Origin of the sequence: Bacillus sp. V2I10, from assembly GCF_030817055.1 — a bacterium.
Taxonomy (GTDB): Bacteria; Bacillota; Bacilli; order Bacillales; family Bacillaceae; genus Bacillus_P.
In genome coordinates, this window is sequence record NZ_JAUSYV010000001.1 from 5,376,549 (window position 1) to 5,395,483 (window position 18,935).

Sequence of the window (18,935 nt, forward strand, 5' to 3'; positions counted from 1 at the left end):
CTCATAAAAAAGAGCTTAAACAAACGTTTGTTTAAGCTCTTTTCCCTTCTATTAAAGCGTTTCTGACGTTGTTTTTGCTTGAAGGTGAAGCAATAAATAATCCGGTCCGCCGCCTTTTGAATCTGTACCGGACATGTTGAAGCCGCCGAATGGCTGGTATCCAACGATCGCCCCTGTACAGCCGCGGTTGAAATACAGATTTCCGACATGGAAGTCTTCGCGCGCCTTCTCAATGTGATCACGGTTGTTTGTAAGGACTGCCCCTGTTAAACCGTAGTCTGTGTTGTTGGCAATTTCAATCGCATGGTCGAAATCTTTTGCTTTCGCAAAGCCGACAACCGGCCCGAAGATTTCCTCCTGCATCAAGCGTGCTTTCGGATCAAGATCCGCAATGATTGTAGGCTGAATGAAGAAGCCTTTCGAGCTGTCTCCTTCTCCGCCTGCAACAAGCCTGCCTTCTTCCTTGCCGATTTCGACATAACTCATAATTTTATCAAATGCAGCCTGGTCGATGACAGGACCCATGAAATAAGATCCGTCTGCTGTATCGCCGACTGTCAATTCTTTTGTTAACTCGATTGCGCGATTTAGAACCTGATCATACACATCCTCAACGATAACTGCTCGTGAACATGCCGAGCATTTTTGTCCAGAGAATCCAAATGCAGATTTCACGATTGATTGTGCAGCTAACTCTAAATCTGCGTCTTTATCAACGACTATTGTATCCTTGCCGCCCATTTCAGCAATGACGCGCTTCAGCCAGATTTGCCCTTTATTCACTTTAGAAGCACGCTCATAAATGCGTGTGCCTACGTCTCTGGATCCTGTGAAGCTGATAAAACGGGTGCGCGGGTGATCAACTAAGTAATCGCCAACCTCAGCGCCGCTTCCAGGCACGAAATTTAAAACACCTTTCGGAAGTCCCGCCTGCTCCAGAACTTCTGCAAACTTAGCCGCGACAACTGGAGTAGTTGAAGCCGGTTTTAGTAACACAGTGTTTCCTGTTACGATTGCGGCAATTGTCGTACCTGCCATAATCGCAAACGGGAAGTTCCACGGGGAAATAATAATCCCTACACCCAGAGGAATGTAGCTGTAACGGTTATATTCACCAGGACGGCTCTCAACCGGCATGCCATCCTTTAATTTCAGCATTTGACGGGCATAGTACTCAATGAAATCGATCGCTTCTGCAGTATCAGCATCCGCTTCATTCCAAGGCTTGCCTGCTTCTTTCGTTAAAAGCGCTGAAAACTCATGCTTGCGGCGGCGAATGATCGCAGCTGCACGGAAAAGAATGTCCGCACGAACTTCCGGCTTTACTTTGCGCCACGTGTTAAATGTCTCATCTGCCACTTGCATCGCTTTTTCGGCTAACTCCCGGTTCGCCTTCGAAACGCGGCCAATCACCTCTTCTTTATTTGAAGGATTCACAGAAACAATTTTATCCTCTGTGGAAATGCACTCTCCGCCAATAACCAAGTTATAATCCTGTCCTAAGTATGACTCGACAAGCTTCAAGCCTTCTAGGTAGGCTTTCTTATTCTCTTCTGATGAAAAATCAGTAAATGGTTCGTGTTTGTACGGTATCATGATTCTAATTCGCCTCCCTGCAAGTATGAAACGTTTCCCCACCATTCTAACGAAAGAGGCGGAAACTTTCAAACTATGATAAATAGTCACAATATTAAGTTTATTAAGTTTCGCAATTTTATAGAGTTTTCTATTTTCTATTTTTTTGTGAGCGAATGAATGCTTTTCTCAATATAATGGAAGTGAATTTGGGTTATCATACGCACTCTTTGAGTACCTAAATCCAGGATTTAGCCTGTGTAGGGGTATCATACGCACTCTTTGAGTACCCAAACATAGGATTTAGCCTGTGTAGGGGTATCATACGCACTCTTTGAGTACCCAAACATAGGATTTAACCTGGATAAGGGTATCATACGCACTCTATGAGTACCTAAATCCAGGATTGATCCTGTATAAGGGTATCATACGCACTCTTTTAGTACCTAAATCCAGGATTGAACCTGTAAGGGTATCATACGCACTACTTTGAGTACCCAAACACAGGATTTAACCTGTATAGGGGTATCATACGCACTCTTTGAGTACCCAAACATAGGATTTAACCTGGATAAGGGTATCATACGCACACTATGGGTACCTAAATCCAGGATTTAGCCTGTATAAGGGTATCATACGCACTCTATGAGTACCTAAATCCAGGATTTAGCCTGTATAGGGGTATCATACGCACTACTTTGAGTACCCAAACACAGGATTGATCCTGTATAGGGGCATACGCACTCTTTGAGTACCCAAACACAGGATTTAACCTGTATAGGGGTATCATACGCACTCTTTGAGTACCTAAATCCAGGATTTAGCCTGTATAGGGATATCATACGCACTCTATGAGTACACAAACACAGGATTTAACCTGTATAGGGGTATCATACGCACTCTATGAGTACTCAAACACAGGATTTAACCTGTATAGGGGTATCATACGCACTCTATGAGTACTCAAACACAGGATTTAACTGGTCCCAAGTGCTGCTAGAAAAGGGCCATTCTTGTTTGCTTTATGATGTTTTTGAAAGCACACACTAAAAAAAGGCCACCCCACACATGTGAGATGGCTAATCAATTATTGATAAATATGAACGGTCGGCTTTTCCTGTCCCGGCTTACGAACGATCAGCGCCTCTTGGCCGCTTGTTGAATTGATGTTTACTTCAACTGAAACGTAATCAGGGAAATAGTCGACCACTTTACCTGTGACAAACTGGGTAAAGGCAATGACTTCTGATTTTCCGTAGAATTGCATGGGTATATCAATCTTCAATTCTTGCATTTCTTCCCCTTTGTAAAACGCTTTGCCGATAACGCCTGTGTAGTTAGGGAAAAATTCGTCGATGTCCTGTTTGAATCGTTCAAAGAGATTGGCATCCTCACGATAGTCTTCCGTACCTTGAGGTGATGGGAAAAAGACGTATTCCTCATCAATGCTGTTCCATTTGCCGATTTGATTGCTGCCGCCGTCTACTACTGTGCTTGCGATAAAGCTTCCAGGTACAATGGATGACTTCGGTGCTTGCTTGTATAATGCAATGACAACTGGTACATTTTCTAGGCCTTTTTGGCTTCGGACGCGCTTAATGACTTCCTCAGCCATCTTTTTTCCCTCTGCTTCAAGCTTCTGCGGATCTATTACATATTCACGCTGCGGTTCACCAACCGCTTCACGGTAGTAATGAACCGAGTTTAAAGCAAGTCCAATGACAACTCCGCCAAGCTCGACTGTATTTTCGCCTTTACGGACTAAGTAATTGTGTTCAAGCATGTGTGCTAAGTAGATTGGGCTTTTTTCATTTTGCTGAATATAGTCGCCTTCAGTGCTTGCAATTGGGTTCAGACCCTCATTTTTAAAGGTTTCCTTATTCGCTTTTGCTTTATCTTGCGCTTCTTTCAATTTGTCCCCTTCAAGTTTGCGGCTAAGCCACTCCCGAACGGTCTTCTCATCAAGATACTGTCCCTCCTGATAAAGATGATTGTCAGGAGAAAATTCGTCCTGCGCAACTCTCATCAGTCCCGTTTCAAACTCATCGATGTCTAAGCGGGTATTGATGTTTTCAGCGACAAGTCCTCTTGCTTTTCCTTCTTTAAAAGGCAGGATCATTTTATAGTAGGAGTCTGAAATGTTGTATTTCGGAATAATCGCTTTTTCGGTTGATTCATCTTCTGTTTCCCGCACGATTTCCTCTTGATCACCAAAGCTGGGTGCGCAGGCTGAAAGGAATAAACAGCCTGCGAGCAGCATTACCATTACTTTTTTCAAGTCGGAATACACCTCTTATTTTTTTAATTCCTCAAGCAGTTTCTTCTCATTCCAAATTTCTATGTTTAACTCTTGAGCCTTTGAAAGCTTGCTTCCTGCATCTTCTCCGGCAACGACTAAATCTGTTTTTTTACTGACGCTTCCGGCTACTTTGCCGCCAAGCGCTTCGATTTGGTCTTTTGCTTCATTTCGGGAGAGCTCTTCTAGTTTTCCAGTCAAAACAACCGTTTTGCCTGCAAAGAAGGAATCTGATTCCTCTGCTCTAACAAGCTTCGGTCCTAAGTATGCCATATTGACTCCGTATGATTTCAGCTCAGAAATCAGCTCATTCATCTCATGCTGTTCAAAATACGTCACAACGGCATCCGCCATCTTATCGCCAATTTCATTAACCGCAATAATCTCATCTCTTGATGCTGTTTGCAATCGTTCCATTGTCTCAAAATGCTGAGCAAGCGTCTTGGCTGCCTTCGCTCCTATGAAACGGATGCCAAGTCCGAACAGCAATCTCTCAAGTGAGCTTTCTTTTGAGTTTTCGATTGCCTGAAGCAGGTTGTCCACTGATTTCTCGCCCATCCGCTCAAGCTCAAGCAGCTGCTCGCGGGTCAATTTGTAAAGATCGGCAACATCCTTAATCAGGTTTTCTTTGAAAAGCTGCGCAATGACACGCTCGCCAAGTCCATCAATGTTCATGGCATTTCTTGAAACAAAATGAATTAATCCCTCGCGAATCTGAGCCGGGCACTTCGGATTGATGCATCTGAGCGCAACCTCGCCTTCGATCCGGACAAGCTCGCTTTCACATTCAGGACAATGGGTCGGCATTTTGAACTCTTCCTCATCGCCTGTGCGGTGCTCGAGCAGCACATTGACAACCTCGGGAATAATGTCTCCAGCTTTTTTGATGACGACATAGTCTCCTAGACGAATGTCTTTTTCACGAATTAAATCTTCATTATGAAGCGAAGCGCGTTTCACCGTTGTACCAGCCACACGTACAGGCTCCAAAAGGGCAGTTGGAGTGATGACACCTGTGCGCCCGACTGTTAATTCGATGTCAAGCAGCTTCGTCATCACTTCTTCTGCAGGAAACTTGTAGGCAATTGCCCAGCGAGGACTTTTAGCTGTAAAGCCAAGCGCGTCCTGCTGTTCAATCGAATCAACTTTAATCACGATGCCGTCAATTTCATAAGGCAGATTTGCTCTTTTTTCCTGAAATGATTCAATCAAAGTAATCACTTCGTCAATTGATTCGCATCTGCGGCGCTCTGTGTTCGTTTTAAAACCAAGCTCCTCAAGAGCATCAAGTCCGGCACTTTGAGTGGCCGCTCCTGTTTCTTCACCAAGGTCTGCAATACTATAGACGAAAATATTCAGATTTCGTTTCGCCGCAATTTTAGGATCAAGCTGTCGAAGGGAGCCTGCTGCCGCGTTGCGGGGGTTGGCAAAAGGCTCTTCTTCCAGCTGAATTCTTGTTTCATTTAATTTTTCAAAAGATGCTTTTGGCATGTAGGCTTCGCCGCGCACTTCGATTGAAAGATTTTTCTTTAATTTAAGCGGAATGGACCGGATTGTTTTTAAGTTTTCGGTAATGTCTTCGCCTGTTGTGCCGTCGCCTCGGGTTGCACCTTGTACGAATGCACCGTTTTCGTAGCGGAGGGACACAGCAAGTCCATCAATTTTCAGTTCAACCATATATTGAACATCATCGCCGACTGCCTGTCTCACACGGCGGTCAAAATCTCTGATGTCCTGCTCATTGAAGGCATTTCCAAGGCTTAGCATCGGTTTCTTATGCTGCACCTTTTTAAATCCTTCGAGGATATTGCCGCCGACACGCTGCGTTGGGGAATCAGGTGTCTTCAGTTCAGGAAACGATTCTTCAATTTCGATTAATTCATGAAGAAGCTGATCATATTCAGAGTCAGCCACAGTCGGTTTATCAAGGACGTGATATTCATAGTTGTATTTATTTAATAATTCATGCAGAGTTTCTGCGCGTTGTTTGGCTGCAGTCATTTCCATCCGGGGTCCATTCCTTTCTTGTAACGGTCTACACTTTTTGAATCGGAGCAAACTTGGCAAGCAGTCGTTTAATGCCTACCGGGCTTGGGAATGCAATATCAAGCTCTTTGCCTTCTCCTTCGCCTTTTACACTGACAACTGTGCCGATTCCCCATTTTTTATGCTCCGCTTTATTGCCGACAGACCAGGCAATTTCGTCTCCGCCTGTTGAAACCGCAATCGGTCTGTTGACCTGAGGCCGTCTGTCAGGACGGGTTTTCGCAGCAAATGGAGAAGCGCTCTTTTTCACTTCATTTAAATTCTCCAGCAGTTCAGACGGAATCTCTGATATGAAACGGGACTCAGGATTCATGCTTGTGCGTCCGAAAAGAGTTCTCATTTTAGCATTTGTAATGTACAGTTCTTTTTCAGCGCGGGTAATGCCGACATAAGCAAGACGTCTCTCTTCTTCCATTTCCGCTTCTTCCATAAGAGAACGGCTGTGAGGGAATACCCCTTCCTCGACACCCATTAAAAAGACTACCGGAAACTCCAGTCCTTTTGCAGAGTGAAGAGTCATCAGCACGACGGCTTCTTTAGAGGCTTCCTCGTCTTCATCTAATTTATCAATATCAGCAACTAAAGCCAAATCGGTTAAAAAGGCAACCAAGCTTTTATCTTCGCTGTTTTTCTCGAAGTTTTGCGTAACAGATAAAAACTCATCAATATTCTCAAGACGGCTTTGTGCTTCGATTGTCTTTTCTGTTTTCAGCATTTCGCGGTAGCCTGTCTTTTCAATCACTTCCTCAGCAAGCTCAGTGACAGACAAGTAATCCTGCATGTTCGCAAGGTTGCGGACAAGCTCTCGGAAATCCACCATCGCACTGACTACACGCGCGCTTACGCCTGCAAATTCGATTTGCTCAATCGCACCGAACAGAGATAAATCATTATCAAGCGCATACTGAGCAATCTTATCGACTGATGTGGCGCCTACACCACGCTTAGGCGTGTTGATAACACGCGCTAAGCTGATATCATCATCCGGATTGGCAATCAATCTTAAGTAGGCAAGGATATCTTTAATTTCTTTTCTGTCGTAGAACTTAATGCCGCCGACAATGGTGTAATTGATATTTGATTTGAGCAGGATTTCCTCAATAACACGGGACTGTGCATTGGTGCGGTAGAGAATCGCAAAATCAGATAGCTTTCTTCCTTCTGAAGAAACAAGCTGATTGATTTTTCCCGCTACGAACTGCCCTTCGGCTGATTCACTGTCAGCGCGGTAATAGTTGATTTTCTGTCCTTCATCATTTTGCGTCCAGAGATTTTTCGCCTTGCGGTTCATGTTGTTTTTAATAACTCCGTTTGCCGCTTCCAGGATACGCTGTGTGGAACGGTAATTCTGCTCAAGCAAAATCACGCTCGCAGTCGGGTAATCCTTCTCAAAGGAGAGAATGTTCGCGATATCCGCACCGCGCCAGCGATAAATAGACTGATCGGAATCACCGACTACACATAGATTTTGGAAACGTGATGCAAGCATTTTAACCAATAAGTACTGCGCTTTTATTCGTATCCTGATACTCATCCACATGGATAAACTGAAATTTGCGCTGGTAAAACTCAAGCACTTCAGGAACACGCTGAAAAAGCTGAATCGTTGTCATGATCAAATCATCAAAATCAAGCGATTGGTTTTTCAGCAGCTTCTTTTGATAATCCTTGTAAACATCGCTTGCAACCTGCTCGTACATGCCGCCTGCTGTCTTTTCGAACTCATCAGGCGTGATCAGTTCATTTTTCGCTCCGCTTATGCTTCCTAAAATACTCCGCGGGTCAAACTTCTTCGGATCGATATTGCGTTCTTTCAGAATGGATTTTATGACAGAAAGCTGGTCTGTCGTATCGAGAATCGAGAAGTTTCTGCTGATTCCGATCCGGTCGATATCTCTTCTTAAGATACGGACACACATGGAGTGAAAGGTCGAGATCCAAATATCATCAGCGCCGGGTCCAAGCAGTTTTCCGATTCTTTCTTTCATTTCACGCGCCGCTTTATTTGTAAACGTAATCGCAAGGATGTTCCATGGCGCTACGCCTTTTTCAACCATTAAGTAGGCAATTCTTCTTGTGAGCACACTCGTCTTGCCGCTTCCTGCTCCGGCCATTATTAAGAGCGGTCCATCTGTTGCCTTGACCGCTTCTTTTTGCATATCGTTTAAACCATTCAATAATTGATCTGTTAAAAATTGCACGTTCCGGGCACCACCTTATCAAACATATGTTCTTATTTTATCTCATATCCTGAGTTAAATGCAATTACGAAAAGCGGAAGCGCCCGTTTACCTCCGAAAGCCAGATAAGAGTCCGGCGAAAAGTCCGGGTTTGACTTTTTTGCCGGATTTGTTCTGGCCGAGGAGTTGGGCGATGGAGCTAGACATAAATGCGCTAAAATTTATTCATTCTTTTCCCCAAGGTTTTACTGCTTTTACTGTTTTCAAAGCTGATTCAAAATCATCATAGATAACATTGCCGACAACCACAACATCGGCATATTCAGCCATTTCAGCTGCCTGTTCAGGCGTTTTAATGCCTCCGCCGTAAAATAGTTTGGTAGAGGATAAGACAGAGCTTGCAGCCTGTACTACACTTACGTCTCCGTAAGTTCCGCTGTATTCTAGATAAAAGATCGGCATATGGAACATGTTTTCAGCCATGCGTGCATACGCCATGACATCATCTGCTGATAACTCCGTATTCGCCTCTGTCAGTTTTGCCGCTTTGCAGCCACCATTTAAAATACAATAGCCTTCAACAATCAGCTCATCCCAGCTCATGATCTCACCGTATTCTTTTACAGCCTCGTGATGCAGTCCCATTACCCACTTCGTATTCGTGCTGTTCATAACGGACGGGATAAAATACAAGTCAAATCCCGGTATGATCGACTCAATTTCTGACACCTCAAGCACACATGGAACAAGATATCTTCTGATTCGGGACATTAAGTTTAACACATTATCCATCGTCACATTGTCGCTTCCGCCGACAATGATCGCATCTGTTCCTGATTCGCATATTATTTCTAGATTTTCATCGCTTATTTCTTTATCTGGATCGAGTTTGAACACATGTTTCCACTCGGTAACTTCATACATGGTCTTTCCTCCTAACAATCGGGTTCCACCTGAAACATTATATCAAATTAACGCCCTGCAAAAAACGCACAGGTGCTATGAAGGTTTTGACAATCTGTTCACCAGTTTGATTTAAAAGTGACTTAATTCATAATTCAAAACCATATTGAAGATAATAATTTAAAAAAACAAAGGAAAAAAACCTTGAATGGAAATAAACCTATTTGCTCATCTGAGCTCGGAACACTGTGGCTAACCTACCAGGAAAAAACACTGATCCTGAGAATATTAGAATATTTCCTGGAAAAAGCTGATGATCAGCAAGCCCTGAATATTATGGGAGGTTTATTGCAGGAACTCAATCATTATGTGATCAAAATAGAAGGCGTTTTTGAGCAGGAAGGTGTAGTCATTCCTGATGGATTTACGAAAGAAGATGTCAACTTAGAAGCTCCTAAGCTTTACGACAATGGATTTGATATTATGTTTCTTCGTATTTTAAAAGAAATCAGCATGGGTATGTACACCCTTAACATGAATATGGCGTACAGTGAAGATGTGATGTCCATTTATGAAGGATTAACGACTACCACCCAAAAGGTTTATAAACTGGCTACCCATTATTTACTTAATAAAGGCATTCTTACTCTGCCGCAAAAAGTGACCATGCCGAAATCAACCGAATTTATAAAAAGTAAAAACTATTTGAATGGATTTCGTTTCTTTAGTGAAAATCTCGGGCTTTAAACAACATTGAATCGGCAATCTTCATCACGGAAATCGAAACAATTAATATTGGCATGCAGCTTATTTGCACAATGTGCTGAAAACAAAGAAGTTAGACAATATTTCGCAAAAGGAAAAGAACTTGCCAAGAAACAAATAAAAATTTTCGAAGAAATTCTCCTCGACAGCGATGTACAGTTCTCAGCTTCTTCGGGAAGCACAGTAACTGATTCGATAATCCCTGCATTTTCTGAAAAGCTAATGATGTTCTGTATTTATCTCCTTAATGGGTTTGGGCTTGCAGGAAGCAGTTTTGAAATGATATATCCATGAAAACAGCATTGATAAAAAAGGAATAAAAATTATGATTAAAAATGGCTGGATGGAAGAACCGCCGCAAATGGAAAACAGGACAAGACGAAAAAGCAGGCACCGCTTCTCATCATTTATCAGATAAATAATAAGCATTGTGTTAGTTCAACACGAACCTACAATGTAGAGGGATTCATTTTGAATATTCTTGTCAGCTTACTCTCAATTTTACTTGAAATCGTTATTCGGGCAGCATTCTTGGTTAATGAAACTTCTTCTAGATTTAACTCATTTTTCAGAATGCCATCTTTAACATAAGCGCGGAGTATTCTCACTTTCACATGGTTACAAGAAAGCGGAAGCGTCAATGCCCGCTCCGCCAGAAAAGTCCGTTTTGATTTTTTTGGCGAATCCGTTCTGTCCGAGGATCTAGGCGCTGAAGCTAGTCATGGATCCTTGAGATTAAATGAATTCTGATCCTTTAGAAAAGGTGAGCGTTATTTTATACTCGCCTTTTTATTTTTTCCGATCACTAAATAATAAAAGGATAAAATCATAGTGATTTTATCCTTTCTAATCGAATCCCGTTAAATCAAGATTCCTTTGTTTCCTGTGTTTGAATGCGTTCAAGCGCCATTGTGTAGGCGTCGTTGCCATAGTTCAGGCAGCGTTTTACGCGTGAAATGGTTGCAGTGCTGGCACCTGTTTCGGTTTCAATTTTATGATAGGTAAACCCTTCGCGCAGCATGCGTGCTACTTCTAAACGCTGGGCAAGTGACTGGATTTCGTTCACTGTGCATAGATCATCGAAGAACCGATAGCATTCTTCAAGGTTTTTTAGTGATAAAACAGATTCAAATAATTGGTCGAGTTCTTTTCCCCGTAATTTTTCCCAATTTGCATCTTCATTCTCCTTTTATGAAAATTAGTGGAGTGAAACGTGATTTTCTAGAGCAGGCACTATGTTAATCCAGGTTTTTCCCGGTACAAATCCGACTGGCTCTCCGTTTAAGTAAGGGAGGATTCTTCCGTTAATATTTCGCCATTCCACCTGGCGGCTGACGCCTTTTTGCAGCAGGATTCCTTTGCCTCCGGATGTTAAGTCAATCGCTCTTCTTCCATAGTCGTCAATCGTTTGATGCTTCATTTCAGCGATAAATAAATTATCAACTGCGATGGCTTCTCCTGTTTCCAGGTCTTTTGTTTGTTCGTTGTTGCTATATCGTAAGTACTTCTCTGTTTGTTTGTCGTATTTATATTCTGAATTCCACACATCTGACTGATCGTAGCGGACAATTGCTTCTAAACCTGAATCACCTTTAGGAGCTTCTTTTGCGCCAGCAAATGGCAGGGGTTTTGGCTGCTTCGTCAGGTCAATTCCGTTCAGCTCTGCACCTTCTTTTATATTTTCAGCAGAGATATAAGAATTGTGCGGCGCTTTTCTGAAATCAGCTCTCCAAAAGAGTGTGCCGTCATAAAACAAGCCATTCAAATAATCATGTTTTCCATTTTCAAGCGTTTCTTTAGCCTGTGGACTCCAGCCATGGCTAATAAAAACCGCATCATAGCCGGTGCTTAAGTCAACATAATATTCTCTTGCGCTTCTTACAGGACCGATTTCTGCTGGCTGATTGCTCTGATAAATAGCCAGGAACCTGGTGATGTTTCCTTCCGATAAAACCTCGTATACGATATCAGCCTGTTGTAGTCCAGACTGCGGACGGGCTGCCGGATGATTGTTAATCATCACTGCAAAGGCACGCTGTCCTTCTTTCTCATCTGAGCGCAGACCTGTTAATGGATAAATGTTTTGCTCCACAATAGGCGCAGATGTTTCTTCCTCTTTTACATCATCCGTTTTAGGGCTGCTTTTTTCTTCTTGGTTACAAGCCGTACACATGGCGAGCAGGATCAAGGCCATGAACAGCCGTTGAAGATTCTTCATGTTGTTTTTCACGATTGACACCTTCTGCTTACTTTTATATTTTAACGCATTATCGATGGAAAGAGTATTATTTTTTTAAGCACATCATAGATGCCGACTGGAGTAATCCTGATATACGGCAAATGGGTGGATGATAGGAAAAAAAGTGAATAAACCGGATCGCCGTGTGTATATCCTCTCTCTTTCAGCAGGTGCTTAAATCTTTCCTCTTGTTGAACAACTAAACTAAACTCTTCATCTGATGCTCCTCCGCAAAGTTCAAGAGGTAATTCATGCAGAACTTCTCCCTTTTCTGCAAGGACAATTCCGCCTCCAAGCTCCTTCATCCTATTAAATGCAGTGATCATATCATGCTTGCTTTTCCCAATCAAAATAATATCGCCTGTTGTTGAATAAGAACTTGCCATACCGCCGAGCGAGGCGGCGAAGCCCTTGAGCATTGTGTTGATCCGCCATTTACCTTTCTTATCAATCAAAGCAAGAAAGCACTCATCATGTTGGCTGCCAAGCTCGTCAAATGAATTGTCGATGGTGATGCTGTACGGTTCCATAATCACATCATTCTTCATTTGAAGACCAAGCGGCATTGAAAACTGAAGGTCATTATAGGACAAGGACCATTCGATCTTCATTTTTCCGAATCCGGCTTTTTGCCAATTAAAATCTCCGAAGCGTTCAGTTAGCAAGCCGTCTTTTCTCAGCCACCTTCCTTTTGAAAGCACAGAAACAGGGGATGGATTTTCGACTGATTCCAAAATATTCAGGTTAGCCAAACGCCCTGGAGCTACAACGCCTGTTACATCTTCCATGCGGTAATACTTGGCCGGATTAAAGCTTGCCATATGGTAAGCATCAATTGCCGGAATATCCCGCTCAATGGCCATTTTTATCATGGAATCCATCATTCCGTTTTTATAAAAATGCGGCGTTGCCCCGTCGGTAGTGAAAAAGAAATGATCATAGTGGCGAATCTCTTTATCACGGATGCCATCAAGCAGCTGCGGCAAGTCGGGCCGGATCGAGGAATGTCTGAGTGAAACAGTATAGCCGAGCATTAACCGCTCAAAAACATCATCTCCTGTCATCGCTTCGTGGTCGCAGTCGGCCCCGAATAATTTCATTTTATTCAGAGTGTTTGCCGATGCTCCGGGAAAATGTCCTTCGATCCGTTTTCTCATCGCTTTCATCTCAACAAGCCATGACAGCATCAAATCATCATCCGAGAGCAGCTTAGGCCACCCCGTTAATTCTCCGCCTTGAATAACATATTCATGTTCCATCCATTTTTTCATAAAATCGAGAGATAAATATTCATGCTCATTGGGAACTTCAGTCTGAAGATCAAAACGGCTCCACCATAAATACTGCAAAGGAAGCTGATTTAATTCACAAATTAAAGTAAGCGCTTTCTTTTTATCGGACTGAAAAAGCAAAAATAAGTTGTCGCATATAAGTGTCGTTGTACCGAATTGTGACACATACTTCCCAAAAGAATGGGGATTATAAAGTTGAAATGGGTGAGCATGAGGTTCAATATATCCCGGTACAATAAAACGATTTTCGCAATCGGCGATTTCTGATTGTCCGCCGTCAGGAAGTTTATCGCCAATATAAACAATCCGGTCATCTGAAATCCAGATGTTGGCTTTGACCCATCGTTTCAGATAAGAGTTCAAATACATCCCATTTTTCAAAACAAGAGCAGGGGGCTTATGGCCCGATGCCGCTTGTATGTGATGCCTGATCTGCCGGACTTTCCATTGTGCATGTAACTTGGGCATTTCAGACCCTCCCTAAATTTCTTATCTTATATGTTAACATATGTAATCGTTTAACGCAGTAAAGATTTACTGTATTTTCAAAAAGAGGAGGAACTTATTATGAAACCGAACATCGGCATTGTAAACGGACTGATCCGAATTACAATTGGACTGTTTTTACTATCATGGGCTTCTGCAAAATATACAAAAAAACCGTGGAATGATTCTCTTCTGCTCATGATGCTGCTTGGTGCAATGAAAGTTGGAGAAGGCATTCTCAGATTCTGCCCTATGGTATATATGTATAAGGAATACCGGAAAGAGGATTTGGAGTTTGAGGATGAGACTTATAATCCATCATGATATTGGAAAGGCCACGTAGCCGGAGATCATTATTTAGCCAAAATCTTCATTTTATTAGCCGAAATTCATAAATATTTAGCCGTTTCACAGGTTTTTCTAGCTGTTCTTGAGTTTTATTTAGCCAAATCATTTTTTGGTACTATCCGTTTGACTGCTTTTAAGCAATTGTTTTGTCTTAATAGCGAAACATCGGTTTTATTAGCTTATTAGCCGAAGCCCTGTGCCCGGCCGCCATAAAAAAAAGACTCTCCTGCATCAGGAGAGTCTGCTAAGAGGTGAACATCATGATCATGGAATATTTAACCGATATGACATTCGTGCTTGCTTTGCTTATCGGCAGTATTGTTGCCTTAATGTTTGTCTATGTTAAGAAAAAACGTGTTTAGTCGCTTTGGCTCCGATGTCCTTGCGGTAAAATAGAGCAGGCGATGCTACTTCAGATACATACTCATACACTTGAGTCTGTGCTTCAAGCAAATCGCTGCCGTATGCAATAACAGCTAAAACCCGTCCGCCATCCGTTACAAATTCATCCCCGCTTTTCTTCGTCCCTGCGTGGAAAAGCGCACCTTGTTCAAAGCTTGAACGAAGCGTACCGATTGCTTCGCCTTTTTTATACTCATTCGGATAGCCATTTGAAGCAAGGACAACTCCCATTACTGCTTCCTTGCGCCATTTGAACTCTGCTTTTTTACCATCTAAAATAGCAAGCAATGTTTCAATCAAGTCTGATTCTAAGCGCGGCAGAACAACCTGTGTTTCAGGATCGCCAAAGCGCGCATTAAATTCAATGACTTTTGGACCTTGCTTCGTTAAGATCAATCCTGCATATAAAATCCCCGTAAATGGAGTTCCATTGTCAATCATGCCTTCAGCTGCCGGCTTTAACACTGTTTCAACAGCTTCCTGCACAACTGCATCTGAAATTTGAGGAACCGGAGAGTAAGCACCCATTCCGCCAGTATTAGGACCTTCATCATGATCGTATGCCCGTTTATGATCCTGCGCAATCACCATTGGATAGACAGCATCACCGTGAACGAAGGCCATCAATGAAAATTCCTCGCCATCTAAAAATTCTTCGATGACAACCGAGCTGCTTGCCTCGCCGAACTTGGCATCTTCAAGAAAATCATGCAGACAGTCGATTGCTTCCTCTACTGTCATAGCGACGGTTACCCCTTTTCCTGCAGCAAGTCCATCCGCTTTTATGACGATTGGAGCTCCTTGTTCAAGGACGTAATTCTTCGCTTCTTCAAAAGAAGTAAACGATTGATACGCTCCTGTCGGAATGTTGTTTTTCATCATTAATTCCTTGGCGAACTTCTTGCTGCCTTCAATGAGGGCAGCTTCCTTTGTTGGCCCGAAAACCTTCAGTCCCGCTTCTTGAAACGCATTGACAACGCCGTTCAGGAGCGGAACCTCAGGACCTACGATTGTTAGCCCCACCTTATTTTCTTTTGCAAAAGCAACGAGCTCCTCTGTATTCTGCTCATCGATTGCAATAAGCTCGGCAACGCTGCTCATTCCATCGTTCCCTGGAGCAACAAACACTTTCCGAGCGAGCTTACTCTGTGATGCCTTCCAGGCGATTGCATGTTCACGGCCTCCGCGGCCAATGATTAGAATGTTCATCGTTACCAGCTCCTCACTAGTTTAATGTTTAAAGTGTCTAACTCCTGTAAATACCATCGTAATGCCGTATTCATCTGCTTTTTGGATGGAATCCTCATCCTTAATGGATCCGCCAGGCTGAATAATTGCTGTGACGCCTGCTTTTGCAGCTGCTTCAACTGTGTCGTTCATTGGGAAAAATGCATCTGATCCCATTGCACTTCCTTCAGCAAGAGCTCCTGCCTGTTCAATCGCAATCTTCGCCGCACCGACACGGTTCATCTGACCCGCACCAACACCGACTGTCATCTGATTTTTCGTAAGAACGATTGCGTTTGATTTCACATGTTTTACGACTTTCCATGCAAGCTTTAAGTCTTCCCACTCCTGCTCATTTGGTTCACGCTTTGTAGGGATCGTGATTTTCGCATCATCAAAAGAAAGCGCATCTTCATCCTGAACAAGCAGACCTCCGTGAATCGAAGTGATTTGCTGATCCTGTTTTTCCGCACCTAACACATCTAATGTAAGGAGTCTTAAGTTTTTCTTAGACGTCAAAATCTCTAATGCTTCTTTATCAAAAGAAGGAGCAATGACAATCTCAAGGAAAATTTCATGTAATTTATGAGCTGTTTCTTTATTCACTTCATGGTTTAAAGCGATGATTCCGCCGAAAATCGAAGTTGGATCTGCTTCATATGCACGCGTGAATGCTTCAAAAATCGTTTCGCCTGTTCCGACTCCGCATGGATTCATGTGTTTTACGGCCACAGCTGCAGGCTGCTTAAATTCTCTTACGATTTGAAGAGCTGCATCTGCATCTTTAATGTTGTTGTAAGAAAGCTCTTTGCCGTGAACCTGCTCCGCTTCTGCAATCGAAACATTGCTCGCTAATGGCTTTTTGTAAAAAGTAGCTTTTTGGTGAGGGTTTTCGCCGTATCGAAGCGATTGTTTTTTCTCAAACGTATAAGTCACTGTCTCAGGGTCTTCCTCGCCTACAGCATTCGTTAAATATTCTGCGATAAGCGCGTCATAAGAAGCCGTATGGCGGAACACTTTTGCAGCAAGCTTTTGCTTCGTTGCAATCGTAACTTCCTTCTCGCTCTTGATCTGCTCCAGAACTTCAGCGTAGTCAGCAGGATCAACGACAACTGCAACATCCTGATGATTTTTTGCTGCTGAACGAAGCATGGTCGGTCCGCCGATATCGATGTTTTCGATCGCATCATCAAACGTGACGTCCTGCTTTGAGATCGTTTCTTTAAATGGGTAAAGATTTACGACAACTAGATCGATCGGCAAAATGCTGTTTTCTTCAAGCTGTTTCATGTGATCTGGATTGCTGCGGACAGCAAGCAGACCGCCGTGAATATTCGGATGCAGGGTTTTCACTCTGCCGTCCATGATTTCAGGAAATCCAGTTACTTCTGAGATCCCTGTTACTTTGACGCCGTTTTGCTGAAGCAGGCTTTTCGTTCCGCCTGTTGAAATGACTTCGATTCCTTGTTCCACTAGCTCTGTTACAAATGGAATGATGCCATCTTTATTTGAAACACTGACAAGTGCGCGTTTGATTGTCATTCTTTACACCTCTAGCTCTCTTTTTTGGAAAAGGGTATTTAGTACGTGCGGATAGTATGTGTGCTCGAGTTTATGAATCTTTGCAGATAACGTATCTAAAGTGTCAGACTCTTCTACTTCAAGCGCTTTTTGAGCAATAATCGGTCCCGTATCCATGCCTGCGTCTACAAAGTGAATCGTAATCCCTGTTACTTTCACTCCTGCGTTAAAAGCCTGGCCAATCGCATCCTTGCCTGGAAACGACGGCAGCAAAGAAGGATGCAGATTGATGATATTTTCAGGAAAAGCAGTGAGCAGGGTATCACCAATCAGCCTCATATATCCTGCGAGCACTACATAAGAAACGTTATACTGCTTCAATTGATTTAGGATGATGGTTTCAAATGCTTCCTTGTTTTTAAATTCCTTCGGTGAAAACTCGAAGACCGGGATGTTTTCTTTTTCAGCGCGTTCAGCGACTTTTGCTCCCGGTCTGTCGCAAACCAGAAGCGCAATTTCCGCTGCCAGTCTTCCGCTCTTCACTTCATCTATAATAGCCTGAAAATTAGAGCCCGTTCCAGAAGCAAATACCGCTATTTTGATCATGTGAGAGAGCCTCCGCCAAATGTGACGCCCTGGCCATCCTTCACACGTCCGATAATATAAGCCTTCTCTCCATGCTTTTCAATTTCATTGATGACATTGTGCATCTGCTTGTAATCAACCGCTAATACAAATCCGACGCCCATGTTAAAGATGTTAAACATTTCTTCCTGGCTGAGCGCCCCTTTTTCCTGAAGCAAATCAAAGACAGGAGGAATCGGCCATGAACCGTAATCGATTTCTGCCCCTAATCCTTCAGGGAGCATTCTCGGGATGTTTTCTATAAATCCGCCGCCCGTAATGTGGGCCATGCCATCTACCTTATACTTTTTCAAAACTTCTAATACCGGTTTCACATAAATCTTAGTCGGACGGAGCAATTCCTCTCCAAGCGTGTGCTGAAGCGGTTCAACTTTCTCTTTTAATGAAAGACCGTGATCTTCAAGCAAAATTTTGCGTACCAATGAGAAGCCGTTGCTGTGCAATCCGCTTGAGGAAAGGCCGATTAATACGTGACCTGCACGGATATTCTCACCTGTGACAATCTCTTCTTTTTCAACAGCGCCAACAGCAAAGCCTGCGATATCATATTCGTCCCCGTCATATAAACCAGGCATTTCGGCTGTTTCTCCGCCAACCAAAGCACAGCCTGACTGCTCGCAGCCGTCTGCTACACCTTTGACGATCTGCTCGATCTTAACAGGCTCTGCTTTTCCAAGCGCCAAATAGTCAAGGAAGAATAATGGCTCTGCGCCCTGTGCAAGAATATCATTCACACACATCGCAACTGCATCTATCCCAATCGTATCATGCTGATCCATCAGGAATGCAAGCTTAAGCTTTGTGCCTACACCATCTGTACCTGATACGAGGACCGGCTGTTTGTAATTCAGCTCTGAAAGATCGAACATGCCGCCAAATCCGCCGAGGCTGCCCATGACGCCTTTTCTCATTGTTTTAGCTACATGCTTTTTCATTCGCGAAACGGCTTCATAGCCTGCTTCTATATCAACGCCTGCCTGCTTGTATGCGTTTGACATCACACATTCCCC

General features: G+C 43.2%; 14 protein-coding genes and 2 pseudogenes. 4 read left to right on the forward strand and 12 right to left on the reverse strand.

The features are described 5' to 3' along the window. Nucleotides 1–51: 51 nt before the first annotated feature. The 5 genes and pseudogenes from pruA to pcrB form a co-directional block, all read right to left on the reverse strand. Nucleotides 52–1,599: an L-glutamate gamma-semialdehyde dehydrogenase gene (gene pruA, locus QFZ72_RS27150; RefSeq protein WP_307440041.1), complete on the reverse strand. Its 1,548-nt coding sequence runs from the start codon at nucleotides 1,597–1,599 to the stop codon at nucleotides 52–54. Nucleotides 1,600–2,662: 1,063 nt separating this feature from the next. Further along, complete coding sequence (locus QFZ72_RS27155) at nucleotides 2,663–3,853, reverse strand: CamS family sex pheromone protein (RefSeq protein ID WP_373464649.1); 1,191 nt, start codon at nucleotides 3,851–3,853, stop codon at nucleotides 2,663–2,665. 15 nt (nucleotides 3,854–3,868) lie between these two features. Next, nucleotides 3,869–5,878, reverse strand: coding sequence for an NAD-dependent DNA ligase LigA (gene ligA / locus QFZ72_RS27160; protein WP_307439489.1), 2,010 nt, complete (start codon nucleotides 5,876–5,878; stop codon nucleotides 3,869–3,871). A gap of 28 nt (nucleotides 5,879–5,906) precedes the next feature. Continuing rightward, nucleotides 5,907–8,076 (reverse strand): annotated as a pseudogene (pcrA, locus tag QFZ72_RS27165) (DNA helicase PcrA). 246 nt (nucleotides 8,077–8,322) lie between these two features. Then, on the reverse strand, nucleotides 8,323–9,021 hold the full coding sequence (gene pcrB, locus QFZ72_RS27170; protein ID WP_307439491.1) for a heptaprenylglyceryl phosphate synthase: 699 nt from the start codon (nucleotides 9,019–9,021) through the stop codon (nucleotides 8,323–8,325). 183 nt (nucleotides 9,022–9,204) lie between these two features. On the opposite strand from pcrB, the gene QFZ72_RS27175 reads away from it, so the two are divergent. Together QFZ72_RS27175 and QFZ72_RS27180 are read left to right on the forward strand one after the other, a co-directional pair. Next, complete coding sequence (locus QFZ72_RS27175; protein WP_307439493.1) at nucleotides 9,205–9,747, forward strand: DUF3231 family protein; 543 nt, start codon at nucleotides 9,205–9,207, stop codon at nucleotides 9,745–9,747. Nucleotides 9,748–9,753: 6 nt separating this feature from the next. Continuing rightward, nucleotides 9,754–10,059, forward strand: coding sequence for a DUF3231 family protein (locus QFZ72_RS27180; protein ID WP_307439495.1), 306 nt, complete (start codon nucleotides 9,754–9,756; stop codon nucleotides 10,057–10,059). A gap of 571 nt (nucleotides 10,060–10,630) precedes the next feature. Here QFZ72_RS27180 and QFZ72_RS27185 read toward each other — a convergent pair. The 3 genes and pseudogenes from QFZ72_RS27185 to QFZ72_RS27195 all read right to left on the reverse strand — a co-directional run. Next, nucleotides 10,631–10,930 (reverse strand): annotated as a pseudogene (locus QFZ72_RS27185) (YerC/YecD family TrpR-related protein); the annotation flags it as partial. A gap of 33 nt (nucleotides 10,931–10,963) precedes the next feature. Then, nucleotides 10,964–11,959 carry a DUF3048 domain-containing protein gene (locus tag QFZ72_RS27190; RefSeq protein ID WP_483862269.1) on the reverse strand — a complete coding sequence of 332 codons (996 nt, stop codon included), beginning with the start codon at nucleotides 11,957–11,959 and terminating at the stop codon, nucleotides 10,964–10,966. 65 nt (nucleotides 11,960–12,024) lie between these two features. Further along, a complete protein-coding gene (locus QFZ72_RS27195; protein WP_307439498.1) occupies nucleotides 12,025–13,764 on the reverse strand; it encodes an adenine deaminase C-terminal domain-containing protein in 1,740 nt (579 codons plus the stop codon). 99 nt (nucleotides 13,765–13,863) lie between these two features. Here QFZ72_RS27195 and QFZ72_RS27200 point away from each other — a divergent pair, with 99 nt between their 5' ends. Together QFZ72_RS27200 and QFZ72_RS29685 are read left to right on the forward strand one after the other, a co-directional pair. After that, nucleotides 13,864–14,106 (forward strand): YgaP family membrane protein, encoded by a 243-nt coding sequence (locus tag QFZ72_RS27200; RefSeq protein WP_307439500.1) that lies wholly within the window; start codon nucleotides 13,864–13,866, stop codon nucleotides 14,104–14,106. Nucleotides 14,107–14,390: 284 nt separating this feature from the next. Next, on the forward strand, nucleotides 14,391–14,492 hold the full coding sequence (locus tag QFZ72_RS29685) for an EYxxD motif small membrane protein (protein ID WP_346265498.1): 102 nt from the start codon (nucleotides 14,391–14,393) through the stop codon (nucleotides 14,490–14,492). Here the strand turns inward: QFZ72_RS29685 and purD are convergent. Genes purD through purM form a run of 4 tightly spaced genes read right to left on the reverse strand, consistent with a single transcriptional unit; the run spans nucleotide 14,473 to nucleotide 18,923 of the window. Further along, nucleotides 14,473–15,741 (reverse strand): phosphoribosylamine--glycine ligase, encoded by a 1,269-nt coding sequence (gene purD, locus QFZ72_RS27205; RefSeq protein WP_307439503.1) that lies wholly within the window; start codon nucleotides 15,739–15,741, stop codon nucleotides 14,473–14,475. The two genes, QFZ72_RS29685 and purD, sit on opposite strands and share 20 nt — an antisense overlap. A 21-nt stretch (nucleotides 15,742–15,762) precedes the next feature. Further along, the gene (gene purH, locus QFZ72_RS27210) at nucleotides 15,763–17,301 is read right to left on the reverse strand and encodes a bifunctional phosphoribosylaminoimidazolecarboxamide formyltransferase/IMP cyclohydrolase (RefSeq protein ID WP_307439505.1); all 1,539 of its coding nucleotides are present in this window, start codon (nucleotides 17,299–17,301) and stop codon (nucleotides 15,763–15,765) included. A gap of 3 nt (nucleotides 17,302–17,304) precedes the next feature. After that, on the reverse strand, nucleotides 17,305–17,886 hold the full coding sequence (gene purN / locus QFZ72_RS27215) for a phosphoribosylglycinamide formyltransferase (protein ID WP_307439507.1): 582 nt from the start codon (nucleotides 17,884–17,886) through the stop codon (nucleotides 17,305–17,307). Next, entirely contained in the window at nucleotides 17,883–18,923 is a 1,041-nt protein-coding gene (gene purM, locus QFZ72_RS27220; RefSeq protein WP_307439509.1) for a phosphoribosylformylglycinamidine cyclo-ligase, read from the reverse strand. Before purM ends, purN begins: the two co-directional genes overlap by 4 nt. Nucleotides 18,924–18,935: the final 12 nt, after the last annotated feature.

Bases quoted from the DNA above. Each gene is read 5' to 3' on its own strand.
- QFZ72_RS27195 (WP_307439498.1), bottom strand. From the start codon at position 13,764: ATGCCCAAGTTACATGCACAATGGAAAGTCCGGCAGATCAGGCATCAC.
- QFZ72_RS29685 (WP_346265498.1), top strand. From the start codon at position 14,391: ATGATCATGGAATATTTAACCGATATGACATTCGTGCTTGCTTTGCTT.
- purM (WP_307439509.1), bottom strand. From the start codon at position 18,923: ATGTCAAACGCATACAAGCAGGCAGGCGTTGATATAGAAGCAGGCTAT.
- purN (WP_307439507.1), bottom strand. From the start codon at position 17,886: ATGATCAAAATAGCGGTATTTGCTTCTGGAACGGGCTCTAATTTTCAG.
- QFZ72_RS27190 (WP_483862269.1), bottom strand. From the start codon at position 11,959: ATGGCCTTGATCCTGCTCGCCATGTGTACGGCTTGTAACCAAGAAGAA.
- pcrB (WP_307439491.1), bottom strand. From the start codon at position 9,021: ATGTATGAAGTTACCGAGTGGAAACATGTGTTCAAACTCGATCCAGAT.
- purH (WP_307439505.1), bottom strand. From the start codon at position 17,301: ATGACAATCAAACGCGCACTTGTCAGTGTTTCAAATAAAGATGGCATC.
- ligA (WP_307439489.1), bottom strand. From the start codon at position 5,878: ATGGAAATGACTGCAGCCAAACAACGCGCAGAAACTCTGCATGAATTA.
- QFZ72_RS27200 (WP_307439500.1), top strand. From the start codon at position 13,864: ATGAAACCGAACATCGGCATTGTAAACGGACTGATCCGAATTACAATT.
- purD (WP_307439503.1), bottom strand. From the start codon at position 15,741: ATGAACATTCTAATCATTGGCCGCGGAGGCCGTGAACATGCAATCGCC.